The 25,486-nt window shown below is 47.6% G+C and carries 31 protein-coding genes and 1 tRNA gene; 9 read left to right on the forward strand and 23 right to left on the reverse strand.

Annotation, left to right across the window (positions count from 1 at the left end; genetic code table 11):
• Window positions 1-29: 29 nt before the first annotated feature.
• From ASJ33_RS00215 to ASJ33_RS00275, 13 genes are all read right to left on the reverse strand, one after another.
• Window positions 30-551 (reverse strand): putative immunity protein, encoded by a 522-nt coding sequence (locus ASJ33_RS00215; protein ID WP_236886600.1) that lies wholly within the window; start codon window positions 549-551, stop codon window positions 30-32.
• A 122-nt stretch (window positions 552-673) separates the two neighbouring features.
• The gene (locus tag ASJ33_RS00220; RefSeq protein ID WP_012882674.1) at window positions 674-862 is read right to left on the reverse strand and encodes a hypothetical protein; all 189 of its coding nucleotides are present in this window, start codon (window positions 860-862) and stop codon (window positions 674-676) included.
• Window positions 859-1,191 carry a 4Fe-4S dicluster domain-containing protein gene (locus ASJ33_RS00225; RefSeq protein ID WP_313769646.1) on the reverse strand — a complete coding sequence of 111 codons (333 nt, stop codon included), beginning with the start codon at window positions 1,189-1,191 and terminating at the stop codon, window positions 859-861. Before ASJ33_RS00225 ends, ASJ33_RS00220 begins: the two co-directional genes overlap by 4 nt.
• Window positions 1,134-1,865 (reverse strand): MerR family transcriptional regulator, encoded by a 732-nt coding sequence (locus ASJ33_RS00230; protein WP_236886601.1) that lies wholly within the window; start codon window positions 1,863-1,865, stop codon window positions 1,134-1,136. Before ASJ33_RS00230 ends, ASJ33_RS00225 begins: the two co-directional genes overlap by 58 nt.
• Before the next feature lie 72 nt (window positions 1,866-1,937).
• The gene (locus tag ASJ33_RS00235) at window positions 1,938-2,975 is read right to left on the reverse strand and encodes a nitrogen fixation protein NifH (protein WP_236886602.1); all 1,038 of its coding nucleotides are present in this window, start codon (window positions 2,973-2,975) and stop codon (window positions 1,938-1,940) included.
• Window positions 2,976-3,107: 132 nt separating this feature from the next.
• Window positions 3,108-3,404 (reverse strand): hypothetical protein, encoded by a 297-nt coding sequence (locus ASJ33_RS00240; RefSeq protein WP_041331607.1) that lies wholly within the window; start codon window positions 3,402-3,404, stop codon window positions 3,108-3,110.
• Window positions 3,404-3,796: a hypothetical protein gene (locus ASJ33_RS00245; RefSeq protein ID WP_041331608.1), complete on the reverse strand. Its 393-nt coding sequence runs from the start codon at window positions 3,794-3,796 to the stop codon at window positions 3,404-3,406. Before ASJ33_RS00245 ends, ASJ33_RS00240 begins: the two co-directional genes overlap by 1 nt.
• Window positions 3,797-4,033: 237 nt before the next feature.
• The gene (locus ASJ33_RS00250; RefSeq protein WP_023652893.1) at window positions 4,034-4,549 is read right to left on the reverse strand and encodes an NADH-quinone oxidoreductase subunit B family protein; all 516 of its coding nucleotides are present in this window, start codon (window positions 4,547-4,549) and stop codon (window positions 4,034-4,036) included.
• Between the two features lie 10 nt (window positions 4,550-4,559).
• A complete protein-coding gene (locus ASJ33_RS00255; protein WP_023652894.1) occupies window positions 4,560-6,140 on the reverse strand; it encodes an NADH-quinone oxidoreductase subunit C in 1,581 nt (526 codons plus the stop codon).
• Window positions 6,141-6,143: 3 nt separating this feature from the next.
• The gene (locus tag ASJ33_RS00260; protein WP_041331840.1) at window positions 6,144-7,625 is read right to left on the reverse strand and encodes a proton-conducting transporter membrane subunit; all 1,482 of its coding nucleotides are present in this window, start codon (window positions 7,623-7,625) and stop codon (window positions 6,144-6,146) included.
• Window positions 7,625-8,305 (reverse strand): hydrogenase-4 component E-like protein, encoded by a 681-nt coding sequence (locus ASJ33_RS00265; protein ID WP_023652896.1) that lies wholly within the window; start codon window positions 8,303-8,305, stop codon window positions 7,625-7,627. The genes ASJ33_RS00260 and ASJ33_RS00265 overlap by 1 nt, the downstream gene beginning before the upstream one ends.
• A 3-nt stretch (window positions 8,306-8,308) precedes the next feature.
• Entirely contained in the window at window positions 8,309-9,250 is a 942-nt protein-coding gene (locus ASJ33_RS00270) for a respiratory chain complex I subunit 1 family protein (protein WP_023652897.1), read from the reverse strand.
• On the reverse strand, window positions 9,247-11,181 hold the full coding sequence (locus tag ASJ33_RS00275; protein ID WP_041331609.1) for a proton-conducting transporter membrane subunit: 1,935 nt from the start codon (window positions 11,179-11,181) through the stop codon (window positions 9,247-9,249). Before ASJ33_RS00275 ends, ASJ33_RS00270 begins: the two co-directional genes overlap by 4 nt.
• Before the next feature lie 278 nt (window positions 11,182-11,459).
• Here ASJ33_RS00275 and ASJ33_RS00280 point away from each other — a divergent pair, with 278 nt between their 5' ends.
• Both ASJ33_RS00280 and ASJ33_RS00285 read left to right on the forward strand, forming a co-directional pair.
• Window positions 11,460-11,891 carry a methylglyoxal synthase gene (locus tag ASJ33_RS00280; protein ID WP_023652899.1) on the forward strand — a complete coding sequence of 144 codons (432 nt, stop codon included), beginning with the start codon at window positions 11,460-11,462 and terminating at the stop codon, window positions 11,889-11,891.
• A gap of 135 nt (window positions 11,892-12,026) precedes the next feature.
• Entirely contained in the window at window positions 12,027-12,269 is a 243-nt protein-coding gene (locus ASJ33_RS00285; protein WP_023652900.1) for an FmdB family zinc ribbon protein, read from the forward strand.
• A gap of 74 nt (window positions 12,270-12,343) precedes the next feature.
• Here the strand turns inward: ASJ33_RS00285 and ASJ33_RS00290 are convergent, their stop codons facing one another.
• From ASJ33_RS00290 to ASJ33_RS00305, 4 genes are all read right to left on the reverse strand, one after another.
• The gene (locus ASJ33_RS00290) at window positions 12,344-13,711 is read right to left on the reverse strand and encodes a mechanosensitive ion channel family protein (protein WP_023652901.1); all 1,368 of its coding nucleotides are present in this window, start codon (window positions 13,709-13,711) and stop codon (window positions 12,344-12,346) included.
• Window positions 13,712-13,771: 60 nt separating this feature from the next.
• Entirely contained in the window at window positions 13,772-14,263 is a 492-nt protein-coding gene (locus ASJ33_RS00295) for a TetR/AcrR family transcriptional regulator (protein WP_411814592.1), read from the reverse strand.
• Window positions 14,264-14,457: 194 nt separating this feature from the next.
• Window positions 14,458-15,447, reverse strand: a complete 990-nt coding sequence (locus tag ASJ33_RS00300) for an SDR family oxidoreductase (protein WP_023652902.1) — start codon at window positions 15,445-15,447, stop codon at window positions 14,458-14,460.
• A complete protein-coding gene (locus tag ASJ33_RS00305) occupies window positions 15,444-16,433 on the reverse strand; it encodes an NAD-dependent epimerase/dehydratase family protein (RefSeq protein ID WP_023652903.1) in 990 nt (329 codons plus the stop codon). Before ASJ33_RS00305 ends, ASJ33_RS00300 begins: the two co-directional genes overlap by 4 nt.
• Before the next feature lie 445 nt (window positions 16,434-16,878).
• Between ASJ33_RS00305 and ASJ33_RS00310 the strand changes: the two genes are divergently transcribed.
• The 7 genes from ASJ33_RS00310 to ASJ33_RS00340 all read left to right on the forward strand — a co-directional run bounded on the left by ASJ33_RS00310 (window position 16,879) and on the right by ASJ33_RS00340 (window position 20,739).
• Entirely contained in the window at window positions 16,879-17,520 is a 642-nt protein-coding gene (locus ASJ33_RS00310; RefSeq protein WP_023652904.1) for a peroxiredoxin, read from the forward strand.
• 9 nt (window positions 17,521-17,529) lie between these two features.
• Window positions 17,530-17,751: a hypothetical protein gene (locus ASJ33_RS00315; RefSeq protein WP_023652905.1), complete on the forward strand. Its 222-nt coding sequence runs from the start codon at window positions 17,530-17,532 to the stop codon at window positions 17,749-17,751.
• A gap of 132 nt (window positions 17,752-17,883) precedes the next feature.
• Window positions 17,884-17,960: transfer RNA gene (locus ASJ33_RS00320), tRNA-Arg, on the forward strand.
• A 169-nt stretch (window positions 17,961-18,129) separates the two neighbouring features.
• A complete protein-coding gene (locus tag ASJ33_RS00325; RefSeq protein WP_023652912.1) occupies window positions 18,130-18,339 on the forward strand; it encodes a hypothetical protein in 210 nt (69 codons plus the stop codon).
• Window positions 18,340-18,539: 200 nt separating this feature from the next.
• A complete protein-coding gene (locus ASJ33_RS00330) occupies window positions 18,540-18,920 on the forward strand; it encodes a zf-TFIIB domain-containing protein (RefSeq protein WP_041331610.1) in 381 nt (126 codons plus the stop codon).
• Between the two features lie 41 nt (window positions 18,921-18,961).
• A complete protein-coding gene (locus ASJ33_RS00335) occupies window positions 18,962-19,528 on the forward strand; it encodes a LemA family protein (RefSeq protein ID WP_012882700.1) in 567 nt (188 codons plus the stop codon).
• A 17-nt stretch (window positions 19,529-19,545) separates the two neighbouring features.
• On the forward strand, window positions 19,546-20,739 hold the full coding sequence (locus ASJ33_RS00340; protein WP_041331611.1) for a M48 family metallopeptidase: 1,194 nt from the start codon (window positions 19,546-19,548) through the stop codon (window positions 20,737-20,739).
• Window positions 20,740-20,820: 81 nt separating this feature from the next.
• Here ASJ33_RS00340 and cysE read toward each other — a convergent pair whose 3' ends face one another.
• The 6 genes from cysE to ASJ33_RS00370 form a co-directional block, all read right to left on the reverse strand.
• Entirely contained in the window at window positions 20,821-21,513 is a 693-nt protein-coding gene (cysE, locus tag ASJ33_RS00345) for a serine O-acetyltransferase (protein ID WP_041331612.1), read from the reverse strand.
• A 27-nt stretch (window positions 21,514-21,540) separates the two neighbouring features.
• Window positions 21,541-21,885 (reverse strand): divalent-cation tolerance protein CutA, encoded by a 345-nt coding sequence (cutA, locus tag ASJ33_RS00350; protein ID WP_023652915.1) that lies wholly within the window; start codon window positions 21,883-21,885, stop codon window positions 21,541-21,543.
• A gap of 4 nt (window positions 21,886-21,889) precedes the next feature.
• Window positions 21,890-22,798, reverse strand: coding sequence for a quinolinate synthase NadA (nadA, locus tag ASJ33_RS00355; RefSeq protein ID WP_041331613.1), 909 nt, complete (start codon window positions 22,796-22,798; stop codon window positions 21,890-21,892).
• A gap of 125 nt (window positions 22,799-22,923) precedes the next feature.
• A complete protein-coding gene (locus tag ASJ33_RS00360; RefSeq protein ID WP_023652918.1) occupies window positions 22,924-23,589 on the reverse strand; it encodes a class I SAM-dependent methyltransferase in 666 nt (221 codons plus the stop codon).
• Window positions 23,586-24,659, reverse strand: a complete 1,074-nt coding sequence (locus ASJ33_RS00365; RefSeq protein WP_023652919.1) for an AIR synthase family protein — start codon at window positions 24,657-24,659, stop codon at window positions 23,586-23,588. Before ASJ33_RS00365 ends, ASJ33_RS00360 begins: the two co-directional genes overlap by 4 nt.
• A gap of 225 nt (window positions 24,660-24,884) precedes the next feature.
• On the reverse strand, window positions 24,885-25,331 hold the full coding sequence (locus tag ASJ33_RS00370; protein ID WP_012882707.1) for an RrF2 family transcriptional regulator: 447 nt from the start codon (window positions 25,329-25,331) through the stop codon (window positions 24,885-24,887).
• Window positions 25,332-25,486 lie beyond the last annotated feature (155 nt).

Raw genomic sequence — 25,486 nt, forward strand, 5'->3', positions numbered from 1 at the left:
CCCTGATTGGTCTTTATTTTAAAGAGATTCTACGATATGGCTCGGTCACTCTCTTCCTTGTTTAACATATTCGCCAATCGTTCAAGCTGCCAATCATACTCATGGAACCAACTATTTACATCTGCCGAATGGGCACCAACAGCTCTAATACTATACAGTGCCGCACCCAAAGCATGCGTCACAACATGGGCTGTGCCAACAGCCTGACCGGCAGCGTGGGCAGCAAAGACAGCGTCTTTTTCTTCCTTCCCTTTGGCTGCAGCATGGGCATCAAGAGAAGCTTTGCGTATGACAGCCATACTAAACACCCCAGTGTCAATCCAGTCCCGGAGTATTTCAATTGCTTTTCTTGGCCTGTCATCACCGGGATAATTCTCTTCAAAAAATGGCAGAACACGCTCCGCGCATTCTGCAGCCCAGATAGCTAAAAGTCTTTGGTCAGCTTTGAAGACCTGATGGTCTATATGTTCTGTAAAAGGTTTATCCAAAATCTCTGAGACAGACTTGCGAATTTCATATAACAGTTTTGTTGGCCTTATCTTTTCCTGCAATCCTAGCCTCCTGATAACATGCATTTTAAGTCATGCTCAAAAACAAGCACCTGCACAACTAAACCGAATATTTAACTCAAAGTCCATACTGATACTGTCTATCATTTACACGATCTGCAAACCTAACCTGATAAATAACGAATAAAAGATTTTCGATTTAATACAAGATGGATAAGTATTGAGGCAATAAAAGCTATTGCCACAACCACATGGTGGCCGGAATTGCCGGGTTGGACATGGGCTTCCGCAATTCCGGTTATTATGGTAGCCAAGAATAATACAGCCATAGACAAACAAATAACTTTTCTCATAGGGCTGCCCCTGAACTAACTATAGAACGCACCGGTGTAATAGCCTGCTGAGGACAGACCTTAGCACATTTCAAACACCCTTTGCAGACATCTGGCCTGCGGATATGGGCATGAGTGTGGGAAAAAATGCTGATACTTTCTATAACACCATTAGGACAATTTTCAACACATTTCCAGCAAGCAAAGCATTTGGACGTATCAAGATAAATATGTTCGGTTGAGTTGTGTCTAGGTATAGGATTGTGTAGTTTCACCAGTTTTCTCCTTGCGATTAGCTGTGTTCCTGAAGGTGACGGGCTTCCTGCCGATAGATTTTGGTAGCCAAACACCCCTTGAAATCACTTGCCAGTTTAAACAATTCTTTAAGGGGGATTACTTCGTGGTTCGGCAAATGATGGATAATCTCATGCATAGTTTTGAATTCACTGCGGATTATTTCCATGTATTGCCTGTAAATCTCAAAATCAGCCGGTTTCAAGCCAAATGTAAACAGCCGTTTAGCTATTTGGGCGATACGTATATCTATACCTTCAAACACCGGCCCTTTTTCAGTTTCGGATGCAAAAATAACTCCCTTGGCAACCAGTTCCTTTATATCTGTTTCGGTTAAACCGGAGACAGATATCAGTTCAGCCAGAGATATACTGCCGGATTTAGTTTCATCAAGCGTTGGCTGAAATATATCACCCAGTACAGATTCCATCTCGGCCACATGCTCAATATCCTGACCATCCCGCCTGGCCTGTAATATAATTTTTATTACAGATAAAGGGAGGAATTTATTTGATTGAAGCTCTTTGATCAGCAGGATATCCTTAACGCAATCAGGGCTATAGTAGGCCATATTGTGAGCCGTCTTGAGGGAGGGAAACAGCAGACCTTCACGGGTATAGTAGTGGATAGTCGGCAAAGAAACCCCGGTTGCTTTTGCGACTTCACTTATACGCAGTAGTCCCTGTTTGTTTATATCTGATTTTCTCATCTCAACTACTCTATAGTGCATAGTATATACTTACACTATATACTAGTCAAGAGACAAAAAGCCCTACTACAATGTGAAATCACATCATAAGCATTACTCTGGAAAAGCCGCTTTCAAAACCCTGAGAGCCCGCAGGGTAATCCACTTGCTGGAATGTCTGTTTTTTTCTATGTCCATCCAAGTTTTGCCGGTAAAGCGGCATTCCATAGGCCAGCGTCCTTTGGGGTCTTGCTTGGAAAGCACCAAATCTATGGCTTCAGCCAAGCGGGGGTCACGGGCATAACCCAGAGCGGACAATACATCCAGCGTTTGCAGAATATCAGCTGCATAACCCAAGGGATAACCGAAACTAAACCAACTGGAACTTGGTTTGCTGCCGGTGCCAAAGGGGTAATCCGCCGCCACAGGGTTGTACCGGAACAGGAAATCCAAGCCTCGGTCCAGTGCCCGTATTACAGCCGGGGTACGTTTTGACGGAGGAATTCTGCTAAGGGCGTTGAGTGACTTTACAGCCCCCCAGCCGCAAGACAATCCTCCATTAGGACCGCAGTTGAACATTGGCCCGGGAGTATAAGCATAATAGCGGTCTGTTACACCCGCAGCCGCGGAATCTGCCATGCCATCCCCGGTAATAAATCTGGCATGTTTTTCAATGGCAGTTTGCAGACGTTCATCTTCCAGCCACCCCAAATCTATCAGAGCCGCTTCAAGGTTGCCCGCCAGACAGTGAATAAAACCTGAAGGAGTGCCGTTATAAGAAAACCAGCCGGCCTTTGACTGGTTATATTCAAACAGGTAATTGCAACCTTTTTTTACCCTGCCATCAGATTTATCTGCCCCCAGCTGGGCCAGAAAAACAATCTGCCAGACAGTACTCTGGTATTTGGGTGAATAACCCGCACCGGGGTGCAGCCAGTACCCTTCAGAGGACTGGGCAGCCAGTATAGAGGGAACAGGCCCGCTTAACATAATGGAGGCCTTAGCTTCTTTCAGCGCAGCGTCATTTTGCCCGCATCCGATAATATCCCTGAGGGTAAAGTAACGGACTGCCGGCTGGGATAAATCTGTTTCCAGTAACCAAGGAATAGGGTCTGCCCGCAATTTGTCTTTCCATGTTACTTTTTCAGACATCAGCATGTTCCTCTGTATAGTCTTTTAACTATTATATTGCCGGTCTTGGGGCAAAATCCAGATTGCTTCTTAATAATAAAAAGGGCGGCTCTTAGCCGCCCTTTAAAAGAGATTAGAGATGAGGAACAATTACTATTTAGTTAAAGCTTTTTTAATAACTCCTTTGGGGTCACTGGCAAGCAGCACAATTTCCCATACCAGAAACCCGAAGATGATTACGCTTATTCCTAAGAAGGCTGCGTCCTGATTAATTTCCAGAAATTCACCTCCTTCCTGAAGATAGGCCATTACATGATCAACCAGCCACATTATGCTTGCACCCCAGAACATAAGACTGAGAAAGCCCAGTTTATACTTGTCATTCGGAGATTTTATATACCAGATAGCAGTGGTAATAATAGCGGCAGCCAAAGTCATTATCAGCCACATTATGCACCTGCACCAATGTTATTTGCCCTGGCAGATGCTTTAAACTTGGCATCTGCAACAAGTACCATGACTGCCCAGATGGCAGTGACTGTAAGCGCCATAGCGCCGCCTATTGTAGCCATTTCATGCAGCATGGGAGAGATATCAGCCGGATTCTCCATAGCCGTCAGGAACGGCCACCACGGTACAACCTCGCCATGCCAGACATGCTCCAAAGCCAGCAGCACCGTGCCGCCCCAGAGCATTTTGTTGAGCCAGCCCAGTTTCCTGCCCCAGCTTATGCCCGATGTATTATCCGCTTTGATATCCTGCTGTTTTTCCTTTTTTTCTACTGTTTTCTGAACAACCGTGGTAATCACGGCCTCGCCTGCAACCACCAAAAAACATGCCATACCCTGCTGTCTCCTTTCATTTATGAGGTGTTGCCTGAATGCTATTTGCAACTGATTTATTATTGCATCTTGTTGCATTTAGTAATTGTTGCAATTATAAGGCGTACTGCTATGCGGCGTCAAGACCAAATAAACATAAGCTTTTCGGGGATTCAAAATGGCTGAGAGCCAAAGCAGATACAGAAATAGCAGAATGTAAAAAAGGAGACTCTGGCCGCAGGGGGCAACAGGGAGGGGTTATTTCTTACCCAGAGACCGCATAAGCCCCAGCAGGGCAGTGATTATCTGGATTGGCTCAGGCGGGTTGCCCGGTATCTTCAGGTCTACCGGCAATATTTTATCAACCCCGCCCAGTACCCCGTAACCGCCGCAGACAATGCCGTTGCCGCAGGCATCATCTCCCAAGGCTATTACCAGCTTGGGGGAGGGCATGGCATCAAAAGTTTTCCTGACGGCAACAGCCATATTCTGGCTGACCGCACCGGTAACTATCAATATATCTGCGTGGCGGGGCGAAGCAACGAAGCTGATGCCGAAACGCTCAATGTCATAATAGGGGTTGGAAAGGTTATTCAGTTCTATTTCGGCAGAGTTGTCACTGCCGCTGTCCAGCGCCCTGATAGCCAGACTCCGCCCGAAGATAGCATGTATCTCGGTTTTCAGGGCAATGCCCAGTTTATCAAAGTCCGAATCACCCTTTGGCATCTGCCGGCATACTTTGGGTTTAAAAATATTGTTTAAAACGTTTTTCACGGCAGATACCTCACAGGTCTGTCCCGGCATAAGATAGGTTCAGGCTTTTATTTATCAGGGGAAAGTCCGGAATAATATCCCCCAGCACCGCATGCTCTATGGCCTGCCAGTTGCAGTAAGAGGCGGTACGCACTTTATAACGTTCAATTTTCCCGTCCCTTAGCCACAGCCAGTGGAGGGACTGCCCGCGGGGAGACTCAACCAATACCAGGCTGTAACCGTTTTGCGGCTTAAGCTGGACTATATATTCACCGGCTGAAAGCCTGGAAGCGGTCTGGCGTATAAGCCCCAGCGAGGTCTGCACCTCGAAAACCCTTACCTTAAACCTTGCCATTACATCACCTTCGGGCAAAACAGGCGGCTCAAACGCAAGCTCAGAGTACAAGCCGTAAGGCTGGTTTAAACGGGTATCTATATCCGCCCCCGAAGCCCTGGCTGCCACCCCGGTAATATTAAGGGGTACAAGCAGGCGGTTATTTATAATGCCGGTAGTTTCAAAACGGTCAACCACCGAGGTCTTGGCCAGTGCCTTTTCAACCTGCTGGTTAAACCTGCCCTCAAAGACACGCAGGTAATCTGCCAGTTCATTTACAATCCCGGTAGGTATATCCCGAAGCAAGCCGCCGGGGGTAATTATGCCCTTTAAAAAGCGGGAACCGCTAAGGCGTTTGTTCCAGCGCATCAGTTCTTCACGCAGTGCCATAAGAGCAGCCGCCCCCACCGGATAAGCTACGTCTGTGAGCATACCGCTAAGGTCTGAAAGGTGAGAATAGAGCCTTTCCATTTCCAGCAATATTAACCTAAGCTGTTCAGCCCGCCTGGGCGGACGGATAGAAGAGATGTGTTCAACCGCCGCAGAGTAGGCATAAGCATTGGCGGCGGATTCATCACCGCTTACAGATTCGGCTATTTTAAGCCCGAAATCTATATCCTTGCCCATGGCCAGTTTTTCAAGCCCGCGGTGAGTATAAAACAGCCTGACTTCCAGATTTAAAATGGGCTCACCTATGGCACTGAAACGGAAATGCCCCGGTTCAATAATACCGGCGTGCACCGGCCCTACTCCGACTTCATACACACCTTCGCCGCTTACTTTTTTAAACGGATACATGGCTTCATCCTCCACCCCGGCAGGCAGACAAAGCGGCTGATTTTTAAAACTTTTTACCAGCGGATGGAAATTGGCAGGGTAGGTTTCATGCAGCCAAAGCCGGCGGCGGTCAAAGGCATTTTCAAATTCACAGCCGTAGCTATCCCGTATTTCCCTCTCAAAGTAGCAGGCGGAAGGGAAAATGGCGGCAACAGAGGCAACCGGACTGTCTGTACGGCGGATAATTACCAGCGTCCCGGAGTAATTCCTTTTTTCAAATACGTATAAAAGGCTGAGTCCTTCGTAACCTCTGAACCCCTCCAGGCCGAATAAGCCGATAAGCCCGAAGCCGTCTTCGGCCAGCTTCGGATAGAGGGTAGCGGCTTCAGTCCAGTCAAGCCCCAAATAATAGTCTTTGTTTGCCCCTTTTTCCAGCTTGAGAGGATTGATAGCAGGGCTTAGAAATTCGGACAGATAAGTATATAAATCAGGTATTTTCATAGCTTAAAAACCTAAACCTTTGACTATCTGGCTTAGAAAATCAGCCAGTACGGGAGGCTGGAAAACACCTAAAAACACTACTCCGGCCATAATAACATAAACCGGCAGTTTCATAGTCAGGGGAGTTCGGAAAACAGGGCGGTCGGCAGTTTGTTCACTGCGGGTAAAGGCTTTAAGCAAAAAGATGGCAAATGAGGAAGCCACCAGCAACAGGAAAAAGAGTACCACGAGCACCAGCCAGACCGAAATACCGCTTAGCTGGATAAGGACATTCAGTTCAGACAAAAAGACCGGGAACATAGGCAAGCCGGTGATAGCGGCACTGCCCATAATAACACCCCAGGCAGCCACCGGCTGGAGGCGGAATATATCAAATATACGGTCAAAACGGTCACTGCCGTATTGGCGGCGGATAATCCCGGCCGAAAAAAACAGCCCGCTCTTGACCAGCGAATGTGCCAAAGTATGAAAAAGCATCCAAAATACTGCCAGAGGTGTACCTATGCCTATAGCCAGCAGCATGATACCCATATGCTCTATGCTGGAAAAACCAATTAGTTTCTTCAAGTTGCGGCGGGAAAGCATACTAAAGGCAGCTACCCCTATGCTGAGTATACCTAAACCTATCAGCACATTTGAAAAAGTTTCGCCTATCTGGCTCTGGCAAAGGAGGGCACTCAGGCGGAGAATACCCACTATGCCTATATTCAGCACGGTAGCAGACATCAAGGCGGTAACCACTGATGGGGCTTTGGCATAAGCCGCCGGCAGCCAGTTATGCAAAGGGACTAACCCGCTCTTAGCCAACAACCCGGTCAGTATCAGCAAAGCACTTAAACCCAGCACCGATGGTGAAAGCAGGGGAGCTAAGCCAGCAAGTTCGTCCCAGTTCAAAGTGCCTGTACCGCTCACCTGACGGGTAAGGGAGAAAAGAATAATAAGCCCGATGAAGGCAAATATCATGGCGGTAGAGGCAATAAATATATACTTCAAAGCGGCCACCAGGTTGTCACGAGCATTTAAGGTGGCAATGAGCAGGGCGGAAAGAAGCGTGCTCAGCTCTAAAAACAGCCAGCATAAGGCCAGATTATTGGCAAAAAAGGCAAAGGTAATTACGGCAAGAATCAGGTTAAAACCCAGATAGAAAACGGGCAGGTTTTCCGTATCCAGCTCTTTATTTGAAATAAGATGGCTGACATAACCGCGGGAATAAAGTGCCGCCAGTATAAACACCACTGAAGCAATCAATATCTGAAATATACCCAACCGGTCAATGAATAAGTAACGGCTTTCCATGAAATAATGGGGCAGGGGTAAAGCTAAAAGTACCCAGAGGCTCAGCCCCAGATGCCACAAGCCATGCCCCAAACTGAATCCTGCCAGCATTTTCGGGGACAAACCGCTCCTGCGTAAACGCAAGCCCAACAGAATTCCGCCCAGAAGTACCGAGGGTAAAATATAAGCCAGCAGTATCAGATTTTCCATTACTTTTTCTTGAACCATTCACCCAGCGGCGTAAAGCGGGGGTGAAAATCCTCTATAGTTGAATCTATGCCGAAAGCCAGCACCGTAAGAAGCAGTACCAGTATCACCAAATCTATCAGGACCAGTATTTCCAGTATAAAGGGGAGTTCCGCTACGAATAAACCAAACAGTATTGCCCCGTTTTCCATACTCAGATAGCCCACTATCTTGGTCAGCATTTTCTTGCGGCTGAAGATGACCATCATGCCCATTAGTGCCATGGACACCCCTATAACCGCCCCCAGAGTAAACAGCCGCTCAGGCATTACTTCGCCCAGAAGATTTGAAAACACCTGATAGACGCCGAAGATAAGCAGAATGCTAACTATCAGCGAACTGACAGGGTAAAGGAAGCGGAACTCCAGATCACGCCTGATATTCATCTGGTAAAGTATCCGGTTTAATATGCGGGGTATCAGAAAGACCTTGCCGAATAGAGTGAGCAGGACAATAAAAAGCAGGGTCAGGTGGCCGTCATGTATAAAAAATGCCAGAGCTACCAATGCCACCAGCAGTGACTGCAAGGCATAGGTTTTGAACAAGCTAACAAGACTGCGCTGCCATAAAACCAGTGAGGACGTAACCAGCACCAGCACCAGCAGTATTTTCAGTATGTCGTTTAAAGGTATATTTTCTAACATCTTCTACGCCAAAAACTTGAATAGTACGGTGATAAAGGAAAAGAAAAAGGCCAGCATAAAAAGCCCCGGCACCCTGAAAAGGCGGAATTTTGCCATAAGGGATTCAAATATACCCACTCCCACCGCAAGCAGACTGCCCTTTATCACAAAAGCCAGAAATGCTACTGCTATCCCGCCTGCCGCAGGTGCTGATGCCAGCCCCCAGGGAGCTATAATATTTAAAAGCACCCCCATCAGCAGGGTTTGCTTAAGGGCATGTGAAAGCTCTATCAGTGCCAAATCCGGCCCGGAGTATTCCAACGTCATGGCTTCATGTATCATAGTCAGTTCCAGATGGGTTTCAGGGTTGTCTACCGGTATACGGGAGGTTTCTACAATAAGGATTATAAATAGAGAAATACCGGTAAGTATCAGGCTGGGATTGGACAGGAAACTGCTTTCCCGCACCTGAGCGAACATATCAAACAGGCTGGTTGTCTGAAGCACATATGCCAGCGCCCCGAATACGATAATAATCACCGGCTCTATAATGGCGGCAAGAGTCATCTCCCGTGAACTGCCCATACCGCCGAAACTGCTGCCGGCATCCAGCCCCGAAAGCGCCATGAAAAAGCGGGACATAACCATGAGGTATAAAAACAAGATGATATTGCCCAGACCGGGGTCTGCCGCAGGTATAAAGACCAGAGGCACAGACAGAGACGCCACCATCATAAATGCCAGACTCAGGTATGGGGTAAGGCGGATTATGAATGAGGTCTGATAGGAATAAACCCTTTCCTTCTTGAAAAGCTTGTACAACTGGTAATAGGTCTGTAAAAGGGGCGGCCCCACCCGTCCCTGGGCATAAGCCTTGACCTTTTTAATAAGGCTGATAAAGAGGGGAGATACCAGCAGGGCCAGAGCGGTATTTATAAAACCGTATAACACCAGATTTAAGCTCACCACAGCCACCTTGCCGCCAGTATAACCAGCAGAACGGTTATAAAGCTGTACAGGATATGGCTGCCCAAATCAACGTCCTGCAGGCGGGATACGTAACGGGAAATACGCCCGAACAAACCGGCAATTGGCAGGTAAATATACTCATCAAAAAACTTTAATGTGTGAATGGCGGACTTGCCCTGCTTGAAAATAGCCTGCTGGTTATCTTCGTAACTGCGTTCATTGTAGTGGCGGGTGCGGTATATCAGCCGGAATATCTGGAAAAGAGGTTCGGCAAAACCGGCGGCGGTATACTCAAAGCGGGGGGTGGGGCGGATATATCCGCAAGCCCAGGTCTCACTCCGGCGGCTTTCCCGGGGGGAAAACAGCCTGACCATACCGAAGACCAAAACCCCGAATATAACCAGCACCAGGCCAACCAGTGACATATCCGGTAAGTCAAAACTGTAACCTGCCATTTCGAATATAGGAACAGTAAAAAGACCCAGCACCAGACAGGCAACTGCCAGTATAGCCGGCCCTATAATCATACTTTTTGAAACTTCCTTGGCAGAAGCCGCTTCCTGACTGCGGGGCATAGCCAGAAAGACCTCCCCAAAAGCCTTTACAAAACAGGCTGCCGCCAAAGCCGAAGTAAGTGCCAGTATGGCCAGCACACTGAAAAGAAGTATCTTTATACTGCTTTCGGCCAGAGAGAAGGACTGGAAAAAAGACTCAAAGAGCATCAGCTCACTCATAAAACCATTGAAGGGAGGCAGAGCGGATATGGAAACCGCCCCAACCAGAAAGATAACCGTGGTATAGGGCATAAGTTTCACCAGCCCGCCCATTTTTTCAATATTGCGGTCACCTACCGCAATCACCACCGACCCGGCAGTCATAAACAGCAGACTTTTAAAAATGGCATGGTTCAGGCTGTGAAATAAGGCCGCACCGAGTGCCAGCATAGCCATAGTATCCAGCCCGTAGCAACCAAAAATAACATACAGGCCAATACCCATCATAATAATGCCGATATTTTCTATACTGCAAAAAGCCAGCAGCATTTTAAGGTCATGTTCTTTAAATGCATAGATAATGCCGAGCAAGGCACTTATCATCCCCAGCAGAAGTATTGATACCCCCCACCATATTTCCGGGCTGAGAATATCCGTAAGGAAACGTACCAGACCATAAACAGCCACTTTGAGCATTACTCCGGACATAAGGGCGGAGACGTTGGAAGGACTGGCAGAATGGGCATACGGCAACCACTTGTGAAGGGGTATGATACCGGCCTTTATCCCAAAGGCCAGAAATGCCAGTATAAAAACAAAGCTCTGAATACCGGACGGCGCACCGTCAAGGCTAAGTTCAAAACTGCCGTTTTGGATATACATAACCACAGCCATCATCATCAGGAAAACAGTGCTTAGCTGGGTAAGCACAAAATAATAGACGCCGGCCCGCTGGGTAAATACCCCCTGATAATCATTCATCATCAGGAAAAAGGAGCTAAGCGCCATTATCTCCCAGAAGAATAACAGACTAAAGGTATTGGCTGAGGCCACCACCCCAACCATGGAAAGTATGAAAACACTCATAACAGCTGAAAGCAGGTTGGCACGTTCGTTGGAAGACAGGTGATGGTTGTATCCCAGAGAGTATATTGCTACACAAAGCGAAATAAGGCTGATTATTATGACAAAAAACGATGCCAGATGGTCAAAATGAAAGGCTATGTCCAGCCCGGGTGCGATACTCCAGAGGAGAATATCAAGCGGACTGCCGAAAAATACCGGTAAAGACCCGCAAATCAGGCATACCGCAGCCGTTATAATCAGCCACAGCACCGCCTGCCAAACCTTTTTCCTGCCGTGATTTAACACTATGCCCGTCAGGGCAGCAGCAAGAAGTAACCCCCCGCCGCCAAGCAATAAACCCGCTGTCATTTTAAAATACAAATCCTCGTAAAAAGATAAAGAGCCCCTGTAGGCTCCTCTATTCTATCTCTATGTAAATAGTAGATTTATATTCTAGATATTGCCCTGTCCAAAGTCAAAACACTCCCAAAGCTGGGCTGCCTTAAACTATTTTACATAACGGAATATACCTTAAACAGCCCCTCAAATTTAACACAATCTTAATATCCGCTTAGCAGTGGCTTAATAATGTGATGCTAGAATCACACTTACAGTAAGTGACGAGACACCCTCGGGAGTGATATGAAGTGGAAGAACCAAAGATTACTCTGGGTCTCATTGCCCATAATAACTGCAAGAAAGACATGTTGCAGCTGATTACGTCATATGCCCACTTGATGAAAGGGCATCACCTTATTGCCACGAAAAGCACCGGCGAGCTTATCCGCAAACACACCGGACTGCCGGTGATACTCAAGGAAAGCGGCCCTGATGGGGGTGAACTGCAACTGGGGGGATTTGTAGCCAGCGGTATAATCAAAGCCGTAGTCTTCCTGCGAGACCCGCTGAAACGTAAAAGCCATGAACCGGATGTTACTGCTCTGATGCGGGTATGTGATGCTCATAATATTCCGCTGGCTACTAACAGAGCTACAGCTGCCTGTGTTCTTCATATGGCACTTTTCCACCCCGAAAAGCTGGATGATACACCAACCGAAGAAAGCCGTAATGACCGTTGATTATTTCATCTGCCCGTCATATATACTGCCTGCATGAGATATTTCCCGCACAACCCTGATAGGGGAGGCAGCACTTTACAACCATGTTCTATTTTTCTAAAATACTCTATACAAACGTTCTGGAGAGATATAAGCATGGCAATATATGAGTTTAGTTGCCCCAAGTGCAACCATGTTCTTGAAATAAACCTGAAGGTAGATGACAGGGATACCCCCCAGACCTGTCCGGAATGCAAGACAACCGGGTGTAAACGCAGCTACAGCAGTTCGGTAACCACCCGTTTCCCCGGTGATGCCAGACCAAACAGAAGCGGTACTAAATACAAAACACCTGAAAAAAAGGTCATCCACCTGAGTAATCTGAATAAACCCCGATAATTCCTTCGGGCAAAACGCAAATCAGGCAGTCTTTTGAAGACTGCCTGATTTTTATTTACCAAATAAAACTGTAACTACTCTGATTCGGTATCAATATCCGGGTGTTCTTCATTCGGCACCTTGGGAATTTGAACTTTGGTAGACGGCAAAGCATTGCCGAAAAATACCTTGGTATGCGGCCAGGGTATTTCAATATGCTCACGGTCAAAAGCAAGTTTTATCCGCTTGCGGAGCTCGCCTTTGATTGCCCACTGAGTACCAGGTTTGACATCACCCAAAACTTTTATATCTACCCCGGAATCACCCAGTTTATTTACACGGAGTACCCCGAGTGAATTTTTAACTACGGATTTACTCCATTCGGGCTCACTGGTGAATTCGGCACATACCTTGTTTATAACATCTATAGCGTGGTTTATATCTTCCTGATAGCCGATACTGATATCGAAATTAACACGCGAAAGGTATTTGGTGTAGTTGCTGGTTATCCGTATTTCGCCGTTGGAAACCACGTGAACTACCCCATCCAGGTCACGCACGATAGTACGGCGTAAATCTATAAATTCCACCTCACCCACCACATCCATTACCTTTATGACATCTCCCACTGAATACTGGTTTTCCAGTATTATGAACAAACCTGAAAGGTAGTCTTTTACCAAACTCTGGGCACCGAAACCGATAGCTACACCCAGAACGCCAACCCCGGCCAGTATCGGCCCGATATCCAGCCCCACCTCGGACAGGGCTACAAAAGCCCCCATGGCCACCACTACAACTTCGGCAGTGGAAACAGCCACCCCGATAAGGGTATCAGCCCGCTTTTTAGCCTCTTCTTTAGGTTTGGCAATCCCTCCAAACATTATCCCGCGGATAAGCGCCGGCACACCACGGCTGACGGCATACACACCGGCAATAATAAGACCTATGATAAGTAACAGCTTAACTCCGTGAGTACCCAGCCAAACAGTCAACCCGTCTGCAGCCACTCCGTATACGTTTATACCAGCAACAACCAGCATCAGGAGTGCCAAAAATGGCACGATGAAACGAAGGCTGTCTATAATATGGTCGTTTACCTTTGACTTGGCCTTGCCGGGTATTTCGGTCTTAAGCCAGCTAAGCAACCCCTCTATAAGTCCTGCCCCAATCCACAGGGTCAAGGCCACCATCAGTAATTCCAAAGCTTTGGAAATCTGTTTGCCAAGTTCGACTTCAATAGTCAGGTTTTCAGCTATAATATATAAAGCAATACACCAGATAATCAGCAAAACCGGCCAGCGGATTGATTTAAGCTCATTTCTAAGCAGGCTTAACTTTTTTTCTTCATCTTTACGGATAAATTTAGAAAATAACTTATTCACCAGCAGGAATAACGCCAGAGCCACAGCCGCCACAATAGCCAACATAACCAGACTATCCAACGTAAATTCAATCAGCATAGGGGTTTCTTTCCACTCCGAATTTCTATATCTACAGCCAGATTATACTCCAAAACTCTGCTAACCGCGCAAGCCGTGGATAGCCACCGAGATAACCTCCGGCATAAGATGGGGTTTGTTCAGCATTCTTTCAGCGATATTAGGTATGGCATACACACCCCGTCTGACTATCTGGTAATAAAAGAAAAAACCCTGCAGGCTGAGGTCCGGCCTGATATACCCGCCGGCTTTACCTTCGGCCAAGAGCTTGCCGATAAGATTGTCCCGCTGCTCTCCCCAGTAATCATCAATATACTCCTGCACTACCGGATAACGTTTAGCCGAAGTCTCCATAAGTTCACCCTGATACTGCTGGGTAAAGGCCTCCTGACTGAAAAACAAAGTCTCCAGCTTTTCCTCAAACGGCATCTTTGCCTCTATTATCCTACGGTAACTGTCTAGGAGATTGTCCAGAAAGACTTTAAATATTTCCTTTATCAGTTCTTCCTTGTTTCCGAAATGGTTATAGACCGTCACGGGTGAAACACCCGCCTGCCGGGCTATTTCCGGTATGCAAACCCGGCTAAAGCCGTGCTGCTCAAATAATTCAAGGGCAACCTTCAGGATAGCTTCTTTGCTCTGGGTCTTGCGTTTTTCAAATCCGTCCATATTTCACCGGTTTTTATTATTTTTATTAATAGTATACAAAATATAAGATTAAACACAAGCCATTAAGTATATAAATTTATAAAACTTGTATACCAACTTCAATCACCTAAATAGCCCATAGATTTAAACCACAAATAGGCGTCTGCCAGAGATTCCTCCGCCAGACGGGGGGAAAACCCAAGCACTGTGCGGGCTTTAGCCGAACTGATATTGGCATTACTCTGCAGTACCTCCAGTGAGTAAGAGGTAAAAAGAGGAGAACGGCGGGTTAGACGATAATACGGATAACTTATATAAGCCCCCAGCTTGGCAAGGGTATAAGGAACTTTGAAACGGGGAGGGCTAACCCCGCTAAGCCTGCCCAGTATCTCAAACAAGCCCTTGATGCTGACATACTGTCCAGAAAGTATATAGCTCTGCCCGTTCTGCCCCTTCTCAAAGGCGGCTATCATACCGGCAGCCACGTCCCGTACATCGACAAAATCGTAACCGCCGTCTACATAGGCTTTCAGTTTTCCGCCAGCGTAATCCAGCAAAACTCTGCCCATTTCAGATGGAGTGTAGTCATACGGGCCTATAACCCCGCTGGGACAAACTATAACACCTGAGAGCCCGTCAGATAGCCTCTTAAGCACCTCTAGCGCCCCCTGAGCCATACTGCGATTATATCCCGGCGGGAAATGAGACGGATGATAACCCTGCTCTTCGGTAAAGGCCGCACCCGGCGGAGGTTCAGACAAGGCATGGATTGAGGAGGTGTAAAGCAAGCGGGTTACCCCGCACTCCAGACAGGCATCCGCCATATTGGCTGCCCCGTTTACATTGGTATGGTAAAGCTCTTTTTCCTGCCCCGGCACTATGGAAACTATACCTGCCAGATGAAAAGCTGCCTGACACCCTTTCAGTCCGTCCAGAACAGAGGAATAAACAGTTACATCACCCTCCACCCGCTCAATATCCAGCCCTCTGATAGCCTGTGCGGCATCTCCCGGTTTGATTAAAGCCTTTACCCCGTAGCCTGATTTTATCAGCTCCCTGACCAGTACGTTGCCTATGCGGCCGGAAGCCCCGCTTACTAATACTTTCATTGCGGGGTTTCTTCCGGCGGGATTTCCAGACAGGCATCTACCGTTTCTTTCAGAGCGGTATCCAATCCGCCTTGTCCATATCCCAAGGCTTTTCGCGAAAGAGCAGGGTCAAAGAAGGTATTGCGTGTCTGCAAAGTTATATAACGGACAGGATCAAGCCCTGATTCCCGCCCCTGCAAACGATGCAGGCTTTTGATACCAAAAGCAGCCAGACGCAGAATAAAACCCGGCAAATGAATAACCTTTTTGGGTTTACCCAAGATTACGCCTAACTTGGAAAGCAATGCATCCCAGCTTAGGTTTTCGTCACCCACCAGATAGCTGTGCCCCGCCTGCCCTTTTTCCACCGCTCCAGCTATAGCTTCTCCCACCCTTGCCGCCGAAACACAGTTTGTACCGCCGCGGGGATAAAAAAGCCACCAGCCGGAATTAAGGTATTTTATTAAGGGTCTCCAAAGGGGAATCCGGCCGGGCATCCTCCCGAATATATAAGGCAGACGCAAGCCGCAGATAGCCATTTCATTTCCGCCCAACTTAAAAATAGCTTCTTCCTGTTCAAGGCGGCTTTCAATATACGGGTGGTATTCACCAAGGCGCAAATCCGGCCAGAGTTTGGCAAAGTGGCAGAAATACGAGCCTAAAAACACACCCCTTTTTACCCCGGCTTCTTTGGCAGCAGAGAAAAAATGGAGGCAGTCTTCAACATTAGCCTTGTGGAAAAAAAGATATGCAGGCGATTTGGGAACTATCCGGTCATCAGCACCGGCGGCATAGACCACCGCATCCTGACCTTTAAGCATAGCCAGTAGCATGCCGTGATTAAGATTGCGGATATTTGAAAAAAACACCTCAACCGATGGGGAAAATATATGGTCTGAAGGCATGGGCGGCAAAGCCACTACAGATACCTGATGCCCCCGGCGTACCAATTCCAGTACTGCATGATACCCCAGAAAGCCGGTTCCGCCTACTACAAGCACCCTCATATTTGCCTCCTGCCCAGTTTTTACCAGCTCCGTCTATAACATAACCTATACCTGTCAACCAAGTGCTGCCCCGTCTGGTTTTAACCCACCCGTTATACTTTTAAACACCACTTTTATATCTTCCCCGAGGCATTTCATAAGAAATGCGGCAAAAACTGGAAGGCTAATACCTGTACCAAGTAACTTTAGCAGCCTCCGCAGGGAAATGCAGTGGATTAAGTCTAGCAGAGCCGTAGCTGGGTTAAATACGTGCAACTACGTAATTTTGACGCCGTTTTACCTGATAATAAGTATAAAAGTTCAAGTCACTTTGAGTATGACTTAAACACCCCTCTGTCAGGCAGATGATACCGGTGCTACACTATAAAGAGGGTGTTTAGTAAACACCCTTTAATCTGCAATAGTCTAAGGCAGATATTCAGGTGAACTAAAACAGGAGGACAAGATGGAAGAAGTAACCTACGCCATGCCCCGTATCGGGGATATAGCACCCCCGTTTGAAGCCTTGACTACTCACGGTGTTTTGAAACTGGAAGATTTCAAAGGCCAGTGGCTCATTATCTTTTCCCACCCTGCAGATTTTACTCCTGTCTGCACCACTGAATTTATTGCCTTCTCCGAGATTTACCCAGAATTGAAAAAACGTGAGGTCGAACTGCTTGGATTAAGCGTCGACAGCAATTCATCCCATATTGCCTGGGTAAGAAATATTGAAGAAAAAACCGGAGTAAAGATACCCTTCCCCATTATTGCCGACCTGAACAAAGAAGTGTCTTTTGCTTACGGCATGATTCACCCCGGACAGAGTAAAACCGAAACTGTAAGGTGTGTATTTATACTTGACCCCGGCCAGAAAATACGCCTCATCATGTACTACCCAATGAACGTAGGACGAAATATGCGGGAGATTTTGCGGGTGATTGACGCACTCCAGACTGCTGACGAAAACAAAGTAGCTCTGCCGGCTAACTGGCATCCCGGTGAAAAAGTAGTAGTGCCGCCGCCTTCTACCCAAGAAATGGCTGAAGAAAGAATGGGGCAGGGGTATGAATGCATAGACTGGTATTTGTGCAAGAAAAATCTCTAGGAGAATAAAATGCCCTGTTTTGAATCTGACGGAACTCTGAGCGCCAGCGGCCGACAAACACTGAAAGCCATAAAGGAACATCCCGGCACACCCGAAGAAATAGCTCCTTTTGCAGGTCTGCCTTTGTATCGGGTCAGAAGCGGGGTACGCTCCCTGACTGAAGCAGGTCTGGCCGAAGAAAAAGAAAGCAAATATCACCTGACACCCAAGGGCAGTAAGCTGCTTAGCTAGAAACAAGTAGAAGTTATACATGCCCGTTATTCTCTTGAAGCGGGCATGTATTTTACCTGAATGGACCGACACCTGCTTGCCGGGCAATTGCCCGCCTTGCCAATTTTCAGCTATAATATGATTTTGTTGCGTGCCCCTGTAGCTCAGCAGGATAGAGCAGCGGTTTCCTAAACCGCGTGTCGGGCGTTCGAATCGCCCCAGGGGTACCACTTTCTGAAGCTAAAAAGCCCCTTTTGACGGTGTTTTTCCGCAAGGGACTTTTCTTTTTGCAGGTCTTTTGCTAATCACTTTTCCGAATACAATACTATCTATTGCCAGCAGGCATTTTTTGTGCTTAAATTAGTCACGATAGTGTTTTATTTAAGAGGTCAATCTCAAATGAACAAACTGGCTTTGCTTCTGGCTATACTCGGGGGTATATGTTTGGTGTTGGGTTTCCTGACCGCCTTGGAAATAATTCCGCCGTTGGTTGCCAGCGGGCATTTTTTTGGCCCAATAAGCAACACTACTATCGGCATGGGCGGCATGTCTGTTATCCTGCTGCTAGGTTGTATAGCCTGCCTTATTGCCCGCCGAAACCAAACTTAGCCTGAACCCTGTTTTATAAAAACTGCTGCCGCAGCCTTTTTAAGAGCCAGTCACCCTGTTTATTCTTCAATAACGCCATTTATTATTTAGCCGCATGCATTCACCCTGCTTTCTCCAGCTTTGATTATCAACTATCCGCCCATTGACAAGAACATATGCCTATCCATACACTAAGAGACACGTTATATAAGGAGAAGTCTATGATTTGCCCGGCTTGCTCTAAAGATATGCTGGTAGTAGAGTACCGCGAGATAGAGCTGGACTATTGCCCAGCCTGTCACGGGGTTTGGTTTGATGTCGGAGAACTTGGTTTGCTGCTGAATGAAGTAAATCTGAGTACTGTCCAAAAGACAGAGGAAATAACCGATAGCCATGAGGCAAAACGCCACTGTCCCATCTGCCGCCGTAAGATGAAAAAGACTGCCCTGTTAAAAGACCCCCTTCTCATAACAGACGACTGTCCGTCGGGACATGGCATGTTTTTTGACGGGGGGGAGGTGGACCAGCTTATTACCCGCTTGAGTAAAGATACCAACCAACCGGCAGTGGATTTCTTGAAAGAAGTCTTTAAAGCCAGATAATCAGATAATTTTTAGTATACAAAGAACATAGGGAGGAAAATATGTGGATTGCACTTATAGTTATTCTAGCACTGTTACTGATACTGGGACTGTGGTTTGCCGGTGTATACAACGGACTGGTAGGCCTGCGGAACCAAGTCAAAAACGCCTGGGCACAGATAGATGTCCAGCTAAAAAGACGCTATGATTTAATACCCAACCTGATTGAAACAGTCAAAGGCTACATGACCCATGAACGGCAGACCCTTGAGTCTGTGACCAATGCCCGTAATCTGGCCCAGCAGTTATCCACTTCTACCAGTGTGGAAGCCAGAGCCAAGGCCGAAGGTGAGCTGTCTTCCGCCCTCTCACGCCTGCTGGCAGTAGTTGAAAACTATCCCAACCTGAAAGCTAACCAGAACTTTCTGGCTTTGCAGGAAGAACTGACCTCTACTGAAAACAAGATAAGTTTTGCCCGCCAGTTTTACAATGACTCGGTTATGAAATATAACAACCAAACCCAAATGTTCCCCTCAAACATTGTGGCCGGCATGGCTAATTTCAAGGCCAGCGAATTTTTTGAGGTCAAGGTAGAAGAGGAACGCCAGGCTCCCAAGGTAAAGTTTTAAACAGGATTTAAACCGATATGTGGGAACAGATACAATCCAATAAAACCCGTTCCATTATGCTGGTTATCGGTATGGGGCTTATTTTGGTAGCTCTGGGCTACGCTCTGGGCATGGCCTTTACCGAAAATGGTCTGGTGGGACTGGTAATTGCCCTTGTCCTGTGGGGAATTATGAATCTGGTAGCCCTGACCCAGGGCGACAGTATTCTTCTGGGCATGGCTAATGCCAAGGAGATAAAACCGGCTGACCATCCGCGCCTTTACAACGTGGTGGAGGAAATGAAGATTGCCTCCGGGCTGGATACCATGCCCAAGGTATATATCATTGATGACCCCGCCTTAAACGCCTTTGCCACCGGACGGGACAAAAACCATATTTCAGTTGCCATTACTTCCGGACTGCTGCAGAAGCTGAACCGTGATGAGCTGCAGGGTGTGATAGGGCATGAAATGGCCCATATCAAAAACCGGGATGTCTCACTGATGGTATGGTGCAGTATCCTTTTGGGGACTATAGTTATTTTAGCCCAGTACGGCTCACGGATGTTTATTTTCGGCGGAGGGTCACGCCGTTCTTCCTCAAACGAAGGGGGCGGCGGCGGGGCTCAGGCTATCTTGATGGTGGCGGCACTGCTGCTTATTATACTGGCACCCTTGTTTGCCCAGCTGATATATTTTGCCATTTCACGCAAACGCGAATATCTGGCAGATGCGTCATCTGCCCAGTATACCCGTTACCCGGAGGGGCTGGCTTCCGCCCTTGAAAAGCTGGGGGCTTCTACCGCACAGCTGCGCTCAGCCAACCAGGCTACCGCCCCCATGTATATAATTAACCCCTTCAGGGCCAAGGGAAAAGCCGCCGCTGACCTGACTTCCACCCATCCCCCCATAAGCGAGCGGATACGGATTCTGCGGTCTATGAACGGAGCTTCCTACCACAACTATGATGAGGCCTTTAAACAGGTAAAAGGCGGACATGTTATACCGCCTACCGCTATCAAGCTTGACCACGCCGAGACTATACGGGAGGCTTCGGACGAAGGGCCTTTGGCTACTGAAATCGGCCGCGCCCGCGAAACCTCAAATGCCCTCTGGAATATGAATAAATACCAGACGGTAGATTGTGACTGCGGGGTCAGGCTGCGTATCCCACCCGGCTTAAAGGGGCAGGAAATACAGTGCCCGCACTGCGGCAAAACCCACCAGACCTGATAAATGAGCTGTTAGACCGAAATATTAAAGGGGCGTAAAACCGCCCCTTTTTATTGTATCCGCAAAATCTCTTTTAAAAAGTCAGAGGTTAAACTCTTTCATAATCTCACGTATCTGCCCGCGAAGCTCATCCTGAGGCACTTTCAGCCCGCTGTTTTTTTCAAGCTGGGCAAGCCTGTCCATCAGCTTTTGCTGTTCGGCCAGCACCACTTTTAAGGCATCCGCTACCGGATCCGGCAGCTTGCCGTGTTCCAAATCAAGAACCATACGGCGTGATTCTTCAACTACCCGCCCCGGTATACCCACTACAGTTGCCCCGGCCGGAACGTCCTTGGTCACTACCGAACCTGCCCCGATTTTTGCCCCTTCACCCACGGTAATGCCGCCCAGGACTACCGCACCTGTGCCGATAACCGCATTACTGCAGATAGTAGGGTGACGTTTACCTTTGGATAAACTGGTGCCGCCTAAGACCACGCCCTGGTACATAAGCACGTCATCACCAATTTCAGAGGTTTCACCAATAACTACACCCATCCCGTGGTCAATGAAAAAACGCTGGCCTATTTTTGCCCCCGGATGAATCTCAATGCCGGTGCAGAACCGTCCGCAATGAGAAAGCCAGCGCGCCCAGAAATGGAGCTTGTGCCGCCAAAGCCAGTTTGCCACCCGGTGAAACCAGAGGGCATGCAAACCGGGATAACAAAAAAGAACCTCTGCCACACTTCTGGCAGCCGGGTCTTTGCTGAAAACGTTTCTAATATCTTTTATCATTTAAGCACACATTATAGCACCCATTGGCTATTCCGGAATATCCGGCGGGGCAGAAAGTTCTTTATCCAGCCAGTCCAGATATTCCGGGCTACCCCCGGCTACCGGCAATGCCAATATTTCGGGGTTTTCATAGCTGTGAACCTCATGTACTACCTCTATAAGGGAATCCAGCATGGACTGGCGGGTTTTAACAATAAGCAGGCTTTCGGCTGATTCCTCTATTTTCCCTTGCCACCAATACTGCGAGTTTACCCGCGGAACAATGCTGACGCAGGCCGCTTTGCGCTGGGTAAGCAGCACCTTTGAGATAAGGGCGGCTTCCTCTGCATCTTTGGCGGTTATGAAGACTACCAGGAATGAATTTGCCTTCACCCTTTTAAGTCACCTTCAGCATTCGTTCTACCGCACCCACTGCCTTACGCCGGATTTCCTCCGGCACACTTACCACTGCCTGCATATTTTCCAGACTGGCAAGCAGCTTGGGCAGGGTGGTCATTTTCATATTAGCGCACACAGCCTGTTCAGATACCGGTATAAAGAGCTTGTCCGGATTTTCTTTACGCAGGCGGTAGAGCATACCTATTTCTGTGCCTACAATAAGCTCTTTGACGTCTGCCCGGGCAGCATAAGATACCATCTGCCCGGTAGATAAAACCTGGTCCGCTAAAGCAGTTACCTCAGGCCGGCTTTCAGGATGGACTATTACTTTAGCTTTTGGGTAGTGTTTTCTTAAGTTTAGAATATCTTCGGGCTTTATACGGGCATGGCAGGGGCAATAACCCGGCCAGCTTATTATCTTTTTGCTGGTGCGTTCTTTGACAAAAGCCCCCAGATACTGGTCAGGCACAAACAAAACCGTATCTGATTTCAGGCTTTCCACCACTTTTACGGCGTTAGCAGAGGTACAGCAGATATCAGACTCCGCCTTGACCTCCGCAGTAGAGTTAACATAACAAACCACCGGCAGACCTGGATAACGGGTTTTAAATTCCCTGAGTTCTGCCCCGCTTATCATATCCGCCATGGGGCAGCCGGCCTTTGGCTCAGGTGCAAGGACTGTCTTTTCGGGGCTGAGGATAGCAGCTGTTTCAGCCATAAAGTGAACCCCGCAGAAAACTACCACCTCGGCATCAATATTGGCCGCCTTACGGGCCAGTTCCAGCGAGTCACCCACAAAGTCCGCCGCATCCTGGATTTCTCCAAGCTGGTAGTTGTGGGCCAGTATAACGGCCTTACGCTCTTTTTTCAGCTCCGCTATCTTGTGCGAAATAAGCTCTCTGTACATATATCTGCCCCTTACGGCCTAATTTTACCACCCGAAGGATATAAAAACCTATATTATATGGCAAACCCGGCTAAACTCTATGGTTTGCAGCCGGGCTGGTTTATCTGAAGCAGTACAATTTCAGGCTAAAGCGGTTTACGCGCCTGAATAATCTGGAACATGCCTAAAAGACGCTGGCGGCGGTTAAGGATTTCAAACCCGCCATCCTTTAGTTCACCGCTTAAGACCCCCGGCTGCATCATCTGGTAGGCCGGCAAGCCCTCAAATACACGGATAAATACCCTGATACCCAACCCACCGATACCCTGGGGAAGATTATAGTCCAGCACGTTGAAAACACCCCCCGGTTTGAGCACTTTATAAATCTGTTTAATTGCTTCACGGCGGATAGGGGTGGGCATTTCATGCAAACCGTAAGATACGAAAGCCTTATCGAAAGTACCCTCAAGGAATGGCAGATTGTCACCTGAGGCTTGACGGAAAACCACAGGCATGCCCGTTACTTTTTCTTTGGCTCTGGCCATCATATCCGGGGATAGATCAACACCTGTTACCTGACCGTCTTTTAATTTTCCGGCTACCAGACGGGTAGTTGCACCTGTGCCGCAGCACATGTCTATGATATTGTCACCGGGTTGAATATTGGCCTCATCTACAAACTTGCGGCGAAAGCGTTCTTCGCCGCCGAAGGGTATAAAAAGTACACGTGTTAAAAAGTCGTAAACTTTAGAATAACGTTTCCAGTAATCTGTCTTGTAATAGGAGGGCGGGGTAACTTTGTCCTGCATCATTTTTTGCCTTCCAGTTCATTATACTTTTCCAGAGCATTATAAAAGGCCTTCCAGAACGGGTCAACCTGCGGATGAATAAGAGGCTTTACCTGCCCGTTTTCAACCAGTTTCATACCGCTGCCTGAGGGTGTTATTTCACCGGCTACCGAGGCTTTGATACCCTTGGCAGACATAGCTGAAAGGATTTCTTCCGCCCGGTGGGCACGGCAGGTAAGCAGCAGAGTGCCTTCGCTTATGGAAGCATACGGGTCTATTCCAAACAGGGTGCAGATTTCCTTCACCCCGTCTTCAACCACAATCTTGTCTTTTTCTATGGTAACACCCAGGCCGGCGGCTTCGGCTATTTCATACAACCCCCCCCAGATACCGCACTCTGTGGCATCATGCATGGCAGTTACCCCGTTATCCCGGACACCCACGGAGACAGCTGCCAGAGCATCTTCCACCACGCTCATTTTATAAAAAATACCCTGAGATTTCAGGCTGAAATCAGCCCCGAATTTTTTGGACAGATAACCGGGGAACATGGCCGCAAAAATACCGCAAGCTTCTATAGCCGGCCCTTTGGTAATAATTATTTTGTCTCCGGGTTTTACAAATTCGGGGCCAACATACTGGTTTAGTTCACCTTCGCCGATTACAGTTGCCCCGCCAACGAAAGGGTAATTGCAGTTTTCATATCGGGCGGTATGCCCGGTTACTATAGATACACCATTTTGGGCACATTGGTCATGGATGACCTGCCAGACCAGACTCAGCTGGTCTTTGGTAATACCCATAGGCAAATTAAGGTCTATGGTAAGGTATTTGGGTTTTAAACCTGAGGTAACCGAATCTGAAAGGAGGATATGTATGGCAAACCAAGCCGCTCTCTCCCAGCCGTATTCGGGCACGATAAAGACCGGGTCTGTGGTCAGGGAAACAGCCTTGCCTCCCATATTGACTACAGCGGAATCAACCCCGCTCCTGGGACCTATAAGCACATCCTGTGAAGCCGCCCCAAGCCTGGGATATATAAGTTCCCTGAAGATGTCCGGCGATATTTTACCTATTTCAGGCATTTCAGGCATATTCATTTGCTCCTTTATGATACTGGTTACAGGGGATACAGATATCGGTAAATTATACCTGAAATATCTCCCGAGACCAATTCTGCCCGAAAGACATGAAAAACAGCCACATTTTAATACCCTGAAAACCAAATTTCCGGCAGGTTATTTTAGAAATATCCTTACCGGAAATAGGACACTGTTTTAATTAAAAGGGATACCTGAAATACTAGCTGCAGGGGATTTTTAAATGCTCAGCTCCAGAGGAACTTCAGGTGAACCGCTTTCTTTCCACTGCTGTACCAAATTCTCCAAATTGATAGAATCCAGAATTTCATCTGTGGCTTTTTTAATCTTCAGCCAAACATTGCGGGTAATACAACCTTCACCGCGCCAGCAAACTCTGGGGTCATCCACACACTCTGAAGGGGAGGTAGAGCCTTCGGTAGCTTTTACTATATCACTCAGTCTTATTTCTTTGGGATCTCTGGCCAGTACAAAACCGCCATTTGCCCCGCGGACACTTCTAACCAATCCAGCTATCCTCAAGGGAATAAAAAGCTGGGCCAGATACTGTTCGGATATTTTTCTCCGCTGGGCGACATCACGAATCAAAATAGGGCCTTCACCGTAATGAACCGCCAGGTCAAACATGGCTTCCATGGAATGCCTGCCACGGGCTGACAACTTCATTGCATTAGCCTCCAAAAACTAACCACTAATAGTAGTATTATTTTTATTAATAAGATTAGGAAACACGTTTATGCTATATGAATAATAAATTTTTGTCAAGAAAAAGGCAATTCTGGGATTAAACAAATGCTATAAAAAATGAGGTCTCCCTGACT

Source organism: Dehalococcoides mccartyi (assembly GCF_001889305.1).
GTDB lineage: Bacteria > Chloroflexota > Dehalococcoidia > Dehalococcoidales > Dehalococcoidaceae > Dehalococcoides > Dehalococcoides mccartyi_A.

Coding starts and splice junctions, on each gene's coding strand:
- ASJ33_RS00335 (WP_012882700.1), top strand. CDS start 18,962: ATGTGGATTGCACTTATAGTTATTCTAGCACTGTTACTGATACTGGGA.
- ASJ33_RS00370 (WP_012882707.1), bottom strand. CDS start 25,331: ATGAAGTTGTCAGCCCGTGGCAGGCATTCCATGGAAGCCATGTTTGAC.
- ASJ33_RS00315 (WP_023652905.1), top strand. CDS start 17,530: ATGCCCTGTTTTGAATCTGACGGAACTCTGAGCGCCAGCGGCCGACAA.
- ASJ33_RS00290 (WP_023652901.1), bottom strand. CDS start 13,711: ATGCTGATTGAATTTACGTTGGATAGTCTGGTTATGTTGGCTATTGTG.
- ASJ33_RS00265 (WP_023652896.1), bottom strand. CDS start 8,305: ATGTTAGAAAATATACCTTTAAACGACATACTGAAAATACTGCTGGTG.
- ASJ33_RS00305 (WP_023652903.1), bottom strand. CDS start 16,433: ATGAGGGTGCTTGTAGTAGGCGGAACCGGCTTTCTGGGGTATCATGCA.
- ASJ33_RS00300 (WP_023652902.1), bottom strand. CDS start 15,447: ATGAAAGTATTAGTAAGCGGGGCTTCCGGCCGCATAGGCAACGTACTG.
- ASJ33_RS00245 (WP_041331608.1), bottom strand. CDS start 3,796: ATGGCATGTTTTTTGGTGGTTGCAGGCGAGGCCGTGATTACCACGGTT.
- ASJ33_RS00260 (WP_041331840.1), bottom strand. CDS start 7,625: ATGGAAAATCTGATACTGCTGGCTTATATTTTACCCTCGGTACTTCTG.
- nadA (WP_041331613.1), bottom strand. CDS start 22,798: ATGTACAGAGAGCTTATTTCGCACAAGATAGCGGAGCTGAAAAAAGAG.
- ASJ33_RS00360 (WP_023652918.1), bottom strand. CDS start 23,589: ATGATGCAGGACAAAGTTACCCCGCCCTCCTATTACAAGACAGATTAC.
- ASJ33_RS00330 (WP_041331610.1), top strand. CDS start 18,540: ATGATTTGCCCGGCTTGCTCTAAAGATATGCTGGTAGTAGAGTACCGC.
- ASJ33_RS00285 (WP_023652900.1), top strand. CDS start 12,027: ATGGCAATATATGAGTTTAGTTGCCCCAAGTGCAACCATGTTCTTGAA.
- ASJ33_RS00340 (WP_041331611.1), top strand. CDS start 19,546: ATGTGGGAACAGATACAATCCAATAAAACCCGTTCCATTATGCTGGTT.
- ASJ33_RS00310 (WP_023652904.1), top strand. CDS start 16,879: ATGGAAGAAGTAACCTACGCCATGCCCCGTATCGGGGATATAGCACCC.
- ASJ33_RS00220 (WP_012882674.1), bottom strand. CDS start 862: ATGAGAAAAGTTATTTGTTTGTCTATGGCTGTATTATTCTTGGCTACC.
- ASJ33_RS00230 (WP_236886601.1), bottom strand. CDS start 1,865: ATGCACTATAGAGTAGTTGAGATGAGAAAATCAGATATAAACAAACAG.
- ASJ33_RS00325 (WP_023652912.1), top strand. CDS start 18,130: ATGAACAAACTGGCTTTGCTTCTGGCTATACTCGGGGGTATATGTTTG.
- cysE (WP_041331612.1), bottom strand. CDS start 21,513: ATGATAAAAGATATTAGAAACGTTTTCAGCAAAGACCCGGCTGCCAGA.
- ASJ33_RS00255 (WP_023652894.1), bottom strand. CDS start 6,140: ATGAAAATACCTGATTTATATACTTATCTGTCCGAATTTCTAAGCCCT.
- ASJ33_RS00240 (WP_041331607.1), bottom strand. CDS start 3,404: ATGTGGCTGATAATGACTTTGGCTGCCGCTATTATTACCACTGCTATC.
- ASJ33_RS00235 (WP_236886602.1), bottom strand. CDS start 2,975: ATGTCTGAAAAAGTAACATGGAAAGACAAATTGCGGGCAGACCCTATT.
- ASJ33_RS00365 (WP_023652919.1), bottom strand. CDS start 24,659: ATGCCTGAAATGCCTGAAATAGGTAAAATATCGCCGGACATCTTCAGG.
- ASJ33_RS00275 (WP_041331609.1), bottom strand. CDS start 11,181: ATGACAGCGGGTTTATTGCTTGGCGGCGGGGGGTTACTTCTTGCTGCT.